This window comes from Isoptericola jiangsuensis (genome assembly GCF_048320105.1).
Classification (GTDB): Bacteria; Actinomycetota; Actinomycetes; order Actinomycetales; family Cellulomonadaceae; genus Isoptericola; species Isoptericola jiangsuensis_A.
Genome location: NZ_CP182942.1, coordinates 152045 through 165173 on the forward strand (window position 1 = coordinate 152045; position 13129 = coordinate 165173).

The following is a 13129-nucleotide window of genomic DNA, read 5'->3' on the forward strand; positions in this document are numbered from 1 at the left end:
GAGGTCTGCATGAGGCAGCGCGACGACATGACGTTCCCCTTCGCGGAGTACGAGCGGAGGCTGGGCGACCTGAGGGCCCGCATGGCGGACCGGTTGCTGGACGCGGTGGTGATCACCGATCCGGAGAACCTCATGTACCTCACGGACTACCAGACCTCGGGCTACTCGTTCTTCCAGGCGCTCGTGGTGCCGCTCGCCGACGAACCGTTCATGATCACCCGGGCGATGGAGGAATCGAATGTCGTCGCGCGGACCTGGGTCGACCTGACCAGGCCGTACCCCGATACCGGAGATGCCATCCAGGGGCTGGTCCACTCTTTGCGCGAGTTCGGTCTGCACACCAAGGACATCGGTTACGAGCGCAACAGCTACTATTTCCCGGCCTATCACCAGGACTATATTCACACCGCATTGACCGAGGGGCGTCTCATCGACTGCTTCGGCATCGTGGAGGAAGGGCGGATCTGCAAGTCGGCCGTTGAGATCGACGTCATGCGGCGGGCCGCGCGTGCCACCGAGGTCGGGATGCAGGCCGGCATCGACGCGTGCGCCGCGGGCGTGACGGAGAACGACATCGCCGCCGAGATCAGCTCGGCCATGTTCCGCGCCGGCGGCGAGTTCCCCGCGGTGATGCCGTACGTGACCTCCGGGCCGCGCAGCATGATCGGGCACGCCACCTGGGAGGGGCGCGTCGTCCAGCCGGGGGAGCACGTCTTCCTCGAGGTCGGCGGCTGCTTCCGGCGCTATCACACGGCCATGATGCGCACCGTCGTCCTCGACGAGCTGTCGCCGTCGATGGTCACGGCCCAGGAGCGCATGAAGCTGGCGCTGGCCGAGGTCAAGGCGGCGATCCGTCCCGGGCTGACGGTGTCCGACGCCGACAACATCGTGCGCAGCATCATCACGGACAACGGTGTCGGCGCCCGCCTGGTGACGCGGTCGGGGTACTCGATCGGCATCGCGTTCCCCCCGAGCTGGGACGAGGGCTACATCGCCAGCCTCAACCAGGGGAACTCCTCGATACTGCGCGAGGGCATGACGTTCCACATCATCCCGTGGATGTGGGGCGTCGACGGGGACAAGACGGTCGGGATCTCCGACACGATCCACGTCACCGACCGAGGGTGCGAGTCGTTCTTCACCCTCGACCAGGACTTCACGAGCAAGCCCGAGCACGCCGCGGGGGTGGTGGCCGACGACGCACCCACGCCGCTGCGCCCCGAGGTCGCCTGAGAGGAGAGCAGATGCTGACGGTGATCGACCCGAGCAGCGGCCGCACGATCCGAGAGGTCGAGCCGGCCGGTCCGGAGCAGGTCGAGGAGGGCCTCGCCGCCGCGTTCGCGGCGCGGCAGGACTGGCAGGCACGTGATCTCGACGAACGCGCGCAGGTGCTGCGCGCGGTGGCCGCGCACCTGCGTGAGCACGTCGACGATCTGGCTCCCCTCATGACCGAGGAGATGGGCAAGCCCGCGAACGAGGCTCGCGGCGAGGTCGTCAAGGCCGCCTGGGCGTTCGAGCACTACGCCGAGTTCGGGGCGCGGTACCTGGCCGAGGAGCGCATCGACTCGGACGCCGCCACCAGCTACGTCCAGCACCTCCCGCTGGGCACGGTGCTGGGCGTGCTGCCGTGGAACGCGCCCTTCTGGCTGTGGTCGCGGTTCACCGCCCCGGCGCTCATGGCGGGCAACACGTGCGTCATGAAGCACGACCCGCACGTGCCGGGCTGCGCCGCGGGGATCGCCGACGTCATGGCTGCCGTCCTGGAGGCGCACGGCGTGCCCGCCGGGGTGTTCGTCAACCTCCCGCTCGAGACGCCGGACGTCGCGGCGGTGATCCGGGACCGGCGCGTCGACGCCGTGTCGTTCACCGGGTCGGCGCGCGGCGGCGCCGCCGTGGCCTCCGTCGCGGCCGCCGAGATCAAGCCGACGGTGCTGGAGCTCGGTGGGTCCGACCCGTGCCTGGTGCTCGCCGACGCCGACCTCGACGCCGCCGCCGACACCGTCACGCTGTCGCGCATCATCAACGCCGGCCAGTCGTGCATCGCCGCCAAGCGGATCATCGTCGAGGCACCCGTGTACGACGAGTTCGTCGAGCGGCTGCGCCTGCGGCTGGAGAAGCTCACCGTGGGCGACCCGCGGTCCGCGGCGACCGACGTCGGGCCCATCGCCCGGGAGGACCTGCGCACGGAGCTGCACCGCCAGGTGACCGAGACGGTCGACGCCGGGGCGCGCCTGCTGCTGGGCGGCGAGCTGCCGGCGGGGAGGGCTTCTTCTACCCGGTGACGATGCTCGCCGACGTCACCGAGCAGATGACGGCGTGCCGCGAGGAGACGTTCGGCCCGGTGATGGTCGTCATGAAGGCCGACGACGCAGAGGACGCGCTGGCCGTCGCGAACCGCACGGAGTTCGGCCTCGCGGCGAGCGTGTGGACGACGCCGGAGCGCGGCGAGGCGATGGCGCGACGGATCGTGGCGGGCCAGGTCTCGGTCAACGGCATCGTCAAGACCGATCCGCGGCTGCCGAGCGGTGGGGTGAAGCGTTCGGGCTACGGGCGCGAGCTCGGCCCGCACGGCATCAAGGAGTTCGTCAACGTCCAGCAGGTCTGGATCGGTCCCGCCCGGACCTGACGTCCGCCGGTCCCGGCGGTGCGAGGCGGACGGCGTCCACGAAACGTTTCGGTGGACGCCGTCCCACGACCGCTCGCTAGGATCGGGGCGTGACCAGCCCGAGCGCCCGCCGCGACGGCACGGACGGTGCCGTCCGTGTCGCCCGGTCCGTGCTGCTCGCGGCGACCACCCTGGGTTTCTCCGCCGCGGCCCACACGATGGCCGGAGGAGCCCTGCCGTCCACGGTCGGACTGGTGCTGCTGGGTTCGCTCACCCTGGTGGTCACGAGCGTCCTCGGCCGGTGGCAGCTCTCCGCGTGGACCCTCGTGCCGGTGCTGCTCGGGCTGCAGTCGGCCCTGCACCTCGGGTTCCAGGCGCTGGGGGTACCTGAGGATGGGACGGGACCGGCCGCGGGCGGGCGCGACCTGCCGGGTCACTCCGCCCATCACGGTGAGCTCGACCTGAGCGCCGCCGCCGCGGCGTGGAGCGCGGACCCCGAGGTCTTCACGCTCGGACCGAGCGCCTCGGCGCACACCCACGGGCACGTCGCGATGCTGCTGGCTCACCTGGGCGCCGTCGTGGCCGTCACGGTCCTGGCCGTCGGCGCCGATCGTGCGCTCGGCCGCACCGTCGGCCGGGTCGTCCGCCTCTTCCTCGGTCCGGTCCGGCCCCTGCCGGTCCGCGTCCCGCTCGTGCGCCGTGCGTGGACCGACGCCGACACGATGCCGCGCGCCACGCTCTGGTCGACGCCGGTCCGCCCGCGGCGGGGGCCACCGCCGGTGCTCGGCGCCGTCTGACACCCCGCTCGACCTCTCGTCGCGACGTCGGCGGGTGACTTCGTCGTCGGACCGGCCGCCACGCCGTCACCCCCTGAGCACCGCGCAGTCCGGACCGACGTCCGGCGACGCTGCGCGCCCTGACGAGAGGCACTGTCGTGACCACCGCACCCCCGACGTCGACGACGTCCGTCCCCACCGACCCGTCCGGCGACCCTGCCGGCAGCCCCGCCGGGGCTCCCGCGCCGCAGGGCTCACGCCTGTGGGCCGCCCTGCAGCCGATCCTGCTGCGCCTGCACTTCTACGCCGGCATCCTCGTCGGCCCGTTCCTCGTCGTCGCCGCGACGACCGGACTGCTCTACACCCTCGCCCCGACGATCGAGCGCGTCGTGTACGACGACCTCCTGGTGGTCGAGCAGGGCGACGCCGTCGCACCGCTGTCGGAGCAGGTGGCCGCCGCCCGCGCCGTCCACCCGGAGGGGACCGTCGCCGTGGTCGAGGTCCCCGGCGACCCGGAGACGACCACCCGGGTGACGCTCGCCGTCGACGGGCTCCCCGAGGGTGCCGCGCAGACGGTGTTCGTCGACCCGTACACCGCCCAGGTGGCGGGCTCCGAGCTCACCTACGGCCCGTGGCTCCCGGCCCGGGAGTGGATCGAGACGATGCACTCCTCCCTGCACCTGGGGACCGTGGGCACCCTGTACAGCGAGCTCGCGGCCTCCTGGCTCGGCGTCGTCGTCCTGGGCGGACTGGCCATGTGGATCGCCCGGGCCGTGCGCAGGAAGCGCACCGCCAGGGCGCTGCTCGTCCCGGAGAAGGTGAAGCCGGGGCGGCGGCGCACGCTCTCCTGGCACGGCGTCGTCGGCATCCTCGCCGCCACGGGCCTGCTGATCCTGTCGATCACGGGCCTGACCTGGTCCGAGCACGCCGGGGCCCGGATCGGTGACCTGCGGGCCGCGATCTCGCCCGCGGCGCCCGTGCTGGACACCAGCCTCTCCGGTGACGGCGGCGAGGGCGGCGGGCACGACCACGACGCCGTCGGCGCGGCGATGGCGGACGCGGACCTCGCGCACGGCGCCTCCTGGGACGGCATGACGGCGGCCGCGTCCGCCGAGGGTCTCGTGGGGCCGTACGACGTCACGCCGCCGTCGAGCCACGACCAGGCGTGGACGGTGACGGAGGCGGCGATGTCCTGGCCGGCCGACAACGACTCGATCGCCGTCGACGGGCACACCGGCGCGGTGGTGGACCGGGTCGACTTCGCGGACAAGCCGCTGCTGGGCAAGCTCACCACCTGGGGGATCAACTTCCACCTGGGCAACCTGTTCGGCCTGGCGAACCTGCTGTTCCTGGCCGGCACGGCGCTGGCCCTGATCGTGCTGGTGGTGCTCGGCTACCGCATGTGGTGGCAGCGGCGCCCGAAGCAGCAGGCCTCCGGGCCCGGGCCGCTCCTGCAGCGGGGAGCCCTGCGCCGGGCACCGCTGTGGCTCACGGTCGGGTTGTTCGTCGTCGCGGCGGGACTGGCGTACTACGTCCCGCTCTTCGGGCTCACGCTGGCGGCGTTCCTCGTCGTCGACGTCGTGGCGGGTCTCCTGGCCCGACGTCGGGCACCGCGACCCTGACGACCGGTGGTCCCGCCCGTGGCAGGGTGGGACCACCGGCCCTGCACGGGCCGACGCGCTCAGGGAGGTCAGGCGATGCGACGCACCGACGACGACGTCGAGGAGCACCTGCGGCGCGCGCGCAGTGCGGCAGACCTGCAGGCCGTCGACGCCCTGGTCGTCGGGGCGCTGCCGGATGTCTCCCGCGTCCTGTGGCGGGGCGTCTTCTGGGGCGGGACCGAGCAGGCGATCGTGGGCTACGGCGACATCGCCCAGCCCCGTCCGCGGGTCGCGGACGTGGAGTGGTTCCTGGTCGGGCTCGCCGAGCAGTCACGCCATCTGAGCCTGTACGTGAACGCCGCCGACGACGGGGGATACCTGGTCCGCCGCTACGCGCCACGGCTCGGGCGGGTCAAGGTCGGGGCGGCGGCGATCACCTTCCGCACGGTCGACGACCTCGACACCGCGGTGCTTCACGACCTGCTGGTCGAGGCACGCCGGACCGCCCTGGGCTGACGCCGCGCCGAGGGGGGCGACGACCTGGCGCGCCCCTGCGGTCCCCGCCTCACCGGGAGCCGGCCCCGCCCGTGAGGAAATCGCGCCACAGACGTAACGCCGTCGTATCGCCAGGGCAAGACCACCCGGAAACTCTTGTCCTGGAAGGTCCCGCGCACACCGTCGTGCCGGGACCGGTACCTCGACGAAAGGAGCTGGGCGTGGACTACGTCAAGCCGAACGAGCTCGTGACCGCGATGATCGACGCGGGCGAGTCCAAGGTCCACCTGTCGACCCGTGACACGCTCATCCGGGCGTTCATGGGGGCGGCGATGCTCACCCTGGGTGCCGCCTTCGCGGTCACCGTCGCCACGCAGACGGGCAACCCCCTCCTCGGAGCAGTCCTCTTCCCGGTCGGGTTCATCCTGCTGTACCTGTTCGGCTACGACCTGCTCACCGGCGTGTTCACGCTCGCCCCGCTCGCCTTCCTGGACAAGCGCCCGGGCGTCACCGTCAAGGCGGTCCTGCGGAACTGGGGCCTGGTCTTCGTCGGCAACTTCGGTGGCGCGTTCATGGTCGCCGTCTTCATGACCATCTACTTCACGTACGGCTGGTCCCAGGACCCGAGCGAGGTCGGCCAGGCCATCGGGCACATCGGCGAGGGCCGCACCGTCGGCTACGCCGAGCACGGCGCCGGCGGGATGCTCACGCTGTTCATCCGTGGCGTCATGTGCAACTGGATGGTGTCGACCGGGGTCGTGGCCGCGATGGCCTCGCGCAGCGTCATCGGCAAGGTCGTCGGCATGTGGATGCCGATCATGCTGTTCTTCTACATGGGGTTCGAGCACTCCATCGTCAACATGTTCCTCTTCCCGGCCGGTCTGCTGATGGGCGGGGAGTTCACGATCATGGACTACCTGGTCTGGAACGAGATCCCGACGGTCGTGGGCAACCTCGTGGGCGGGCTGACCTTCGTCGGACTCATGCTCTACACCACCCACTACCGCACCAAGCCGAAGCGCAACGCCGGCCTGGTCGCGCCGACACCGGTCCCTGACGTCGACGACGAGAAGCTCGTGGGCGCCGGGCGCTGAGGCGCGCCGCGCACGCGGTGCCTGCGCACGGCCCCGGCACCGGCATCACGCACCACCGCTCGCGCGGGGAGACCTCGTCTCGCTGCGCGGGCGGTGGTCGTCGGCGCACCACCGAACCGGTAGGTTGCGAGGGTCTTCGACCGAAGGGGGTCCGGACCCGTGCAGATCGGTGTCCCGCGGGAGTCGCGTGACGGGGAACGCCTCGTCGCCGCCACGCCCGCCACGGTGCGCAAGCTCGTCGCGCTCGGCTACGACGTCGTCGTCGAGCCGGGAGCGGGAGCGCGCGCGAGCATGCCCGACGACGCGTACGCCGAGGCGGGCGCACGCCTGGAAGGGCGCGAACAGGTCTGGGCCTGCGACGTCGTCACCTGCGTCGGCGCGCCGTCGGACGCCGAGCAGGCGCTCCTGCGGCCCGGGGCGGTGCTGGTGGCCCAGCTCGCTCCCGCAGCACGACCCGAGCTCGTCGCGGCGCTCGCGGCCCGGGGCGTGACGGCCCTGGCCCTGGACGCCGTGCCCCGGATCTCGCGGGCGCAGGCGCTGGACGTGCTCTCGGCGCAGTCGAACGTGGCCGGCTACCGTGCCGTCGTCGAGGCGGCCGAGGAGTACGGCGGCATGTTCACCGGCCAGGTCACCGCCGCCGGCACGACGCCGCCCGCGACCGTCTTCGTCATCGGCGCCGGCGTCGCCGGTCTCGCCGCCATCGGGACGGCGTCGTCGCTCGGTGCGAAGGTGCGGGCGTTCGACGTCCGGCCCGAGGTCGGCGAGCAGATCGAGTCGATGGGTGCCGTGTTCGTCCAGGCCGCGGGCGCTTCGCAGGAGGTCAGCGCCGACGGGTACGCCAGCGAGCTGACCTCGGACCAGGAGGCGGCGACGCGTGCGACCTACGCGGCGGAGTCCGCCGCGGCCGACGTCGTCATCACCACCGCGCTCGTGCGCGGCACCGCACCCACCACCATCACCGCCGAGATGGTCGCCGCGATGCGTCCGGGGTCCGTCGTCGTCGACCTCGCCGCGCCCGGCGGCGGCAACTGCGAGCTCACCGTGCCGGGGCAGCGCGTGGTCAGCGAGAACGGTGTGGTGATCCTCGGCTACACCGACCTGCCCGGCCGCATGCCGCAGCACACCTCCCAGCTCGTCGGCACCAACATCGTCAACCTGCTCACCCTGCTGACGCCCGACAAGGACGGCCGCGCCGTCATCGACCTCGACGACGTCGTCGTGCGAGGCATGACGGTCGCCCACGCCGGTGACGTGCTGTGGCCGCCGCCGCCCGTGCAGGTCTCCGCGGCGCCGGCACCCGCGCCCGCGCCCGAGCCGCCGCCCGGGCCCAGCCCGCAGGAGCAGGCCGAGAGCCGTCGGCGTCGGTCGCGCCGCCGCACCGTGCTCGCGGGTCTCGGTGCAGTGCTCGGCGGTCTGGCCATCGCCGCGTCCCCGCCGGACGCCGTCGGGCACTTCACGGTGTTCGCGCTGGCGGTCGTCGTCGGCTTCTACGTGATCTCGTCCGTGTCCCACGCCCTGCACACCCCGCTGATGGCGCAGACCAACGCGATCAGCGGCATCATCCTGGTCGGCGCGCTGCTGCAGATCGGCACCGACGACTGGCTCGTCACGAGCCTCGCCGTCGTCGCCGCGATCCTGGCCGGGATCAACGTCTTCGGAGGATTCCTCGTGGCGAACCGGATGATCCGGATGTTCCGCAAGGGCGCCCCGTCGGCGGGGGAGGTGGCCCGATGACCGTCCTGTCCGTCGTCCAGGCGACCTACGTCGTCGCCGGGGTCCTGTTCATCCTCTCGCTCGCGGGACTGTCCAAGCAGGAGTCCGCCCGCCGCGGCAACGTGCTCGGCATGGTGGGCATGGCGCTCGCCCTCGTCGCGACCGTCGCGCTGGCGCTGCAGACCTCCGAGCGTCCGTGGCAGGTCACCGGTGCGCTGATCCTCGTGGTGCTCCTCGCCGGGGCCGCGGTCGGCACGTGGCGGGTGCGGAGCGTCGAGATGACGCAGATGCCCGAGCTCATCGCGCTGCTGCACTCGTTCGTGGGTCTCGCCGCGGTGCTCGTCGGGTTCGGCTCGTTCCTCACCACCGACCACGCCGAGACGGTCCACCTCGTCGAGGTGTTCCTCGGGGTGCTCATCGGTGCGGTCACGTTCACCGGCTCCATCGTGGCGAACCTGAAGCTCGCCGCCCGGATCCGCTCGGCACCCCTGATGCTGCCGGGCCGCAACTGGCTCAACCTCGCGATGCTCGTGGTGGCGGCGGGTCTGCTGGTCTGGTTCGTCGGTGCGGCACGCGACGGCCAGGACGGCGCCGCGCTCACGGCCCTCGTGCTGGTGACCCTCGTGTCGCTCGCGCTCGGCTGGCACCTGGTCGCCTCCATCGGCGGCGGCGACATGCCCGTCGTGGTGTCGATGCTCAACTCGTACTCGGGCTGGGCCGCCGCGGCCGCCGGGTTCATGCTCGGCAACGACCTGCTGATCATCACCGGGGCGCTGGTCGGGTCCTCGGGTGCGATCCTGTCCTACCTCATGTGCCAGGCGATGAACCGGTCGTTCGTCTCGGTGATCCTCGGCGGATTCGGTGCCGAACCGGGCACGGCGGCCACCGGAGACGTGGAGGGCGAGCACCGGGAGACGTTCGCCGCGGACGTCGCCGAGCAGCTCACGCACGCGCGTTCGGTGATCATCGTTCCCGGCTACGGGATGGCCGTGGCCAAGGCGCAGTACCCGGTCGCCGACCTCACCGAGAAGCTGCGCTCCCGCGGCGTCCAGGTGCGGTTCGGCATCCACCCCGTCGCGGGGCGGCTGCCCGGCCACATGAACGTGCTGCTCGCCGAGGCGAAGGTGCCCTACGACGTCATGCTCGGCATGGACGAGATCAACGACGACCTCCCGGACACCGACCTCGTGCTGGTCATCGGCGCCAACGACACCGTCAACCCGGCCGCCCAGGAGGACCCGGGATCGCCGATCGCGGGGATGCCGGTGCTGGAGGTCTGGAAGGCCCACGACGTCGTCGTCTTCAAGCGGTCCATGGCCACGGGATACGCCGGCGTGCAGAACCCGCTGTTCTTCCGCGAGAACACGGCCATGCTGTTCGGCGACGCCAAGGAGCAGGTCGACAGGATCATCCAGGCGCTCTGAGCGGCGTAGGGTCGCGGGCATGAACATGAGCACCGAGACCGTGGATGCACGCACGATCGCCGTGGTCGGCCCGGGTGCGGTGGGATGCCTGGTGGCAGGGTTCCTGCACCGAGCCGGGGCGGACGTCGTCCTGGTGGGCAGACCGCGCACCGTGGACCGCCTGGGCGCCGGCCTGCGGGTCGTCACCGACTCCTTCGGGACGTGGGACGCCCCGGTGCCCGCCTCGACGACGATCCCGACGGGCGCGTCCGTGCTCGTCACGGTCAAGGCGGGGGACTGGACGACGTCGTCGGTCAGATCGCCGCCGCCCGCCCCGTGGAGGTGGTCTCGCTCCTCAACGGCATCGAGCACATGGAGACGCTGCGCGAGGGAGCCGGTGCCGGGCCGACGGTCGCCGGTGCGTCCTACGCGGGGGAGACCACCCGCGAGACGGACGCCGACGGCCCGGTGACGGCTCGGCACCGCGGCGAGCTGCTGCGCGTGAACGTGCCCGCCGAGGCGGCGGGACTGCACGTGGTCCAGACCTTGCGGTCCACGGACCTGCCGGTCGTCGTCGGGGGCACCGAGGCGGAGGTGCTGTGGAGCAAGCTGCGCTTCCTGGCTCCGCTCGCGCTGCTCACCTCGGTGCACGCCGCCGGCCTCGGAGAAGCGCTGGACGCGGATCCGGCGCTCACCTCCGGCGTGCTGGACGAGGTGGCGGCGGTGGCCGCTGCGGAGGGCGTGGAGACGACGGGCGCGGAGCTCGAGCAGATCCTGCGCGGCCTGCCGGCCACGATGCGATCGTCGCTGCAGGCGGACCTCGCGGCCGGGCGGGCGGGCGAGCTCGACGCTATCGGCGGCGCGATCTCGCGGCGCGGCGTGCGGCACGGTGTGGCCACGCCGCACGTCGACGCCGTGGTGCGGCGCCTCGCCGGATCCGTCTGAGCGCACCGGGTCCGCCGGGCCTGTTCGGACGACGACGGCCCGCCGGTCCCTCGGGGCCGGCGGGCCGTGACGTCGTCGGGCGCGGTCAGCCGCGCAGGTCCGCCTGCGACTCGTAGACGCTCGCGGGGAGCACGCCACCGTTGCGGGCGGCGAGCTCTGCTCCCGAGACCTCGGACGCGGCGTCGACGGTGGCGTCGATCTCGCGGGCGTCGGCGGGCACGCCGTCGAGGCTCGGCATCATCGTGGCGAGGTGGCCGCGCCAGGTCGGGAACTCCGACGGGAAGCAGCGGGCGAGGAGGTCGACCATCGCGGAGACGGCGGTCGACGCGCCCGGGGAGGCGCCGAGCAGACCGGCGATGGAGCCGTCGGCCGCGGTGACGACCTCGGTGCCGAACTGGAGCACGCCCTTGCCGTCGGCGTCCCGCTTGATGACCTGGACGCGCTGGCCCGCGGTGATCTTCTCCCAGTCCTTGGGGTGCGCGGTCGGCATGAACTGCTGCAGGGTGTGGAACTTGGTCTCCGGCGCGGCGGCGAGCTGGCCGACCAGGTACTGGGTGAGGTCGAGGTTCTTCAGTCCGGCACCCAGCATCGAGGTGATGTTGTGGGCGCGCATCGAGGTGACCAGACCCAGGTACTTGCCCTTCTTGAGGTACTTGGGGCTGAACCCGGCGTACGGGCCGAACATGAGGTAGCTCTTGCCGTCCACGACGCGGGTGTCCAGGTGGGGCACCGACATCGGCGGGGCGCCGACGTCGGCCTTGCCGTACACCTTGGCCTGGTGCTGGGCGACGACCTCGGGGTTGTCGGTGCGCAGGAACTCCCCGGAGATGGGGAAGCCGCCGAAGCCCTTGATCTCGGGGATGCCCGAGGACTGCAGCAGGGGCAGCGCGCCGCCGCCGGCACCCACGAACACGAACCGCGCCGTCACGGTGGAGGTGCGCGGGCGGGCGTTCCAGGAACGGTCCTTGACGCGCAGGCGCCAGCGGCCGTCCTTGGTGCGCTTCAGCGAGCGGACCTCGTGCTCGAGCTGCAGCTCCGCGCCACCGGCCACCAGGCCGTCGATGAGCTGGCGGGTCAGGTTGCCGAAGTCGACGTCGGTGCCCGCCACGGAGCGGGTCGCCGCGATGGGCTCGTCGTCGCGCCCGGCGGTGAGCAGCGGCGTCCAGCGGCCGATCTCGTCGCGGTCGGTCGAGAACTCGAGGTCGCGGAACAGGGGGTGGGCGCTGAGCGCCGTGTGCCGGCGACGCAGGTAGTCCACGTTCTTCGCGCCGCGCACGAAGGTCATGTGCGGGGTGCGGTTGATGAAGGAGCTGTTCTCGAGCCGGCCGGTGGCGAGCAGGTGGTGCCAGAGCTCGCGGGAGGTCTGGAACTGCTCGTTGATGCCGACCGCCTTGGAGATGTCGACGGTGCCGTCGGCCTTCTCCGGGGTGTAGTTCAGCTCGCAGAGCGCCGCGTGGCCGGTGCCCGCGTTGTTCCACGGGTTGGAGGACTCGAGGGCGACGTCGTCGAGCCGCTCGATGATGCGGACGGACCACGTCGGTTCGAGCTGCTGGATGAGTGTGCCGAGCGTGGCGCTCATGATGCCGCCGCCGATGAGGACGACGTCCACGGCGTCGGAGGGGCCGTTGCCGGGGGTCGTTGCACGCGTAGTCACAGCGCCATGCTAAACGCTGGTGAAAACCGTCACAATCAATGAGAGGAAGGTCACAGGCGCCTGACCTGCAGTGACGTGGGTCACATCATCGCGTCAGGGCCACAGCAGGTCACGGGCCCAGGCGCCGTCGGGCCGACGCAGGTAGCGCACCCGCGTCTGTCCCGTCCCGGTCCCCGACCGCCAGAACTCGACCTCGTCGGGCTCGAGCACCCACGCCGTCCACGTCGGTGCGACCCGGTCCGGTGCGGCGGTCGTGTCCTCCAGGGCGGCGGCCCAGGCCGCCCGGTGCTCGGCGAGCGTGCCGAGCACCTCGCTCTGGTGACCGACGAGCCCGGAGGCGCGCGACGGCGCCGGGCGGTCCCGGAAGTCGAGCTCGCCGACGTCGGGCCGGTCGGTCGCCCGGCCCACGACCCGGACCTGGCAGCCCGTCTCGCGCCACAGGAACACCAGCGCCGCCCGCGGGTCCGCCGCGAGGTCGCGTCCCTTCGGGCTCGTCGCGTGCCCGGCGAACCACCAACCGTTCTCGGTGAGGTCTTTGAGGATGACGGTGCGGGCGTGCACGGCACCCTGGCCGTCGGACGTCGCGAGGGTCATCGCGTGCGGCGCGCGGGCACCGGCGTCGACCGCCTCGGTGAACCAGTCCTCGAAGAGGCGGCGCGGATCGACGGGGAGCGCGGTCAGGTCGTCGACGTGCCAGCCCGGCAGGTCCGCGGGAAGGACGGGCAGGTCGCGCAGGAGGCGGCGGAAGCTGGGCATGCGGGCTCCTCGGGGGGCGTCGCGCACGAGGTGTGCACGGGGCGTCGGGACGACCTCGACCGTAGCGGACGGGCAGCGACGGGACCG

Annotated in this window: 11 protein-coding genes and 1 pseudogene; 10 read left to right on the top strand and 2 right to left on the bottom strand. The window is 72.3% G+C overall.

The features are described from left to right. Positions 1-9 precede the first annotated feature (9 nt). The 10 genes and pseudogenes from doeA (at position 10) to ACNHYB_RS00755 (ending at position 10632) form a co-directional block, all read left to right on the top strand. The gene (gene doeA, locus ACNHYB_RS00710) at positions 10-1233 is read left to right on the top strand and encodes an ectoine hydrolase (protein WP_418276471.1); all 1224 of its coding nucleotides are present in this window, start codon (positions 10-12) and stop codon (positions 1231-1233) included. Between the two features lie 11 nt (positions 1234-1244). Next, positions 1245-2626: pseudogene (locus ACNHYB_RS00715) on the top strand (aldehyde dehydrogenase family protein). Between the two features lie 89 nt (positions 2627-2715). After that, positions 2716-3402: a hypothetical protein gene (locus tag ACNHYB_RS00720; RefSeq protein ID WP_418276472.1), complete on the top strand. Its 687-nt coding sequence runs from the start codon at positions 2716-2718 to the stop codon at positions 3400-3402. A 137-nt stretch (positions 3403-3539) separates the two neighbouring features. Beyond that, positions 3540-5003 (top strand): PepSY-associated TM helix domain-containing protein, encoded by a 1464-nt coding sequence (locus ACNHYB_RS00725; protein ID WP_418276473.1) that lies wholly within the window; start codon positions 3540-3542, stop codon positions 5001-5003. A 75-nt stretch (positions 5004-5078) separates the two neighbouring features. After that, complete coding sequence (locus ACNHYB_RS00730) at positions 5079-5498, top strand: hypothetical protein (RefSeq protein ID WP_418276474.1); 420 nt, start codon at positions 5079-5081, stop codon at positions 5496-5498. 200 nt (positions 5499-5698) lie between these two features. Next, positions 5699-6571 carry a formate/nitrite transporter family protein gene (locus tag ACNHYB_RS00735; protein WP_418276475.1) on the top strand — a complete coding sequence of 291 codons (873 nt, stop codon included), beginning with the start codon at positions 5699-5701 and terminating at the stop codon, positions 6569-6571. 159 nt (positions 6572-6730) lie between these two features. Beyond that, positions 6731-8305 carry a Re/Si-specific NAD(P)(+) transhydrogenase subunit alpha gene (locus tag ACNHYB_RS00740; protein ID WP_418276476.1) on the top strand — a complete coding sequence of 525 codons (1575 nt, stop codon included), beginning with the start codon at positions 6731-6733 and terminating at the stop codon, positions 8303-8305. Further along, a complete protein-coding gene (gene pntB / locus ACNHYB_RS00745; protein ID WP_418276477.1) occupies positions 8302-9708 on the top strand; it encodes a Re/Si-specific NAD(P)(+) transhydrogenase subunit beta in 1407 nt (468 codons plus the stop codon). Before ACNHYB_RS00740 ends, pntB begins: the two co-directional genes overlap by 4 nt. A 25-nt stretch (positions 9709-9733) precedes the next feature. Further along, positions 9734-10159, top strand: coding sequence for a ketopantoate reductase family protein (locus ACNHYB_RS00750; RefSeq protein WP_418277959.1), 426 nt, complete (start codon positions 9734-9736; stop codon positions 10157-10159). Continuing rightward, a complete protein-coding gene (locus ACNHYB_RS00755) occupies positions 10060-10632 on the top strand; it encodes a ketopantoate reductase family protein (protein WP_418276478.1) in 573 nt (190 codons plus the stop codon). The genes ACNHYB_RS00750 and ACNHYB_RS00755 overlap by 100 nt, the downstream gene beginning before the upstream one ends. A gap of 85 nt (positions 10633-10717) precedes the next feature. Here ACNHYB_RS00755 and mqo read toward each other — a convergent pair whose 3' ends face one another. Continuing rightward, on the bottom strand, positions 10718-12211 hold the full coding sequence (mqo, locus tag ACNHYB_RS00760; RefSeq protein ID WP_418277960.1) for a malate dehydrogenase (quinone): 1494 nt from the start codon (positions 12209-12211) through the stop codon (positions 10718-10720). A 168-nt stretch (positions 12212-12379) separates the two neighbouring features. Continuing rightward, complete coding sequence (locus ACNHYB_RS00765; RefSeq protein ID WP_418276479.1) at positions 12380-13042, bottom strand: pyridoxine/pyridoxamine 5'-phosphate oxidase; 663 nt, start codon at positions 13040-13042, stop codon at positions 12380-12382. Positions 13043-13129 lie beyond the last annotated feature (87 nt).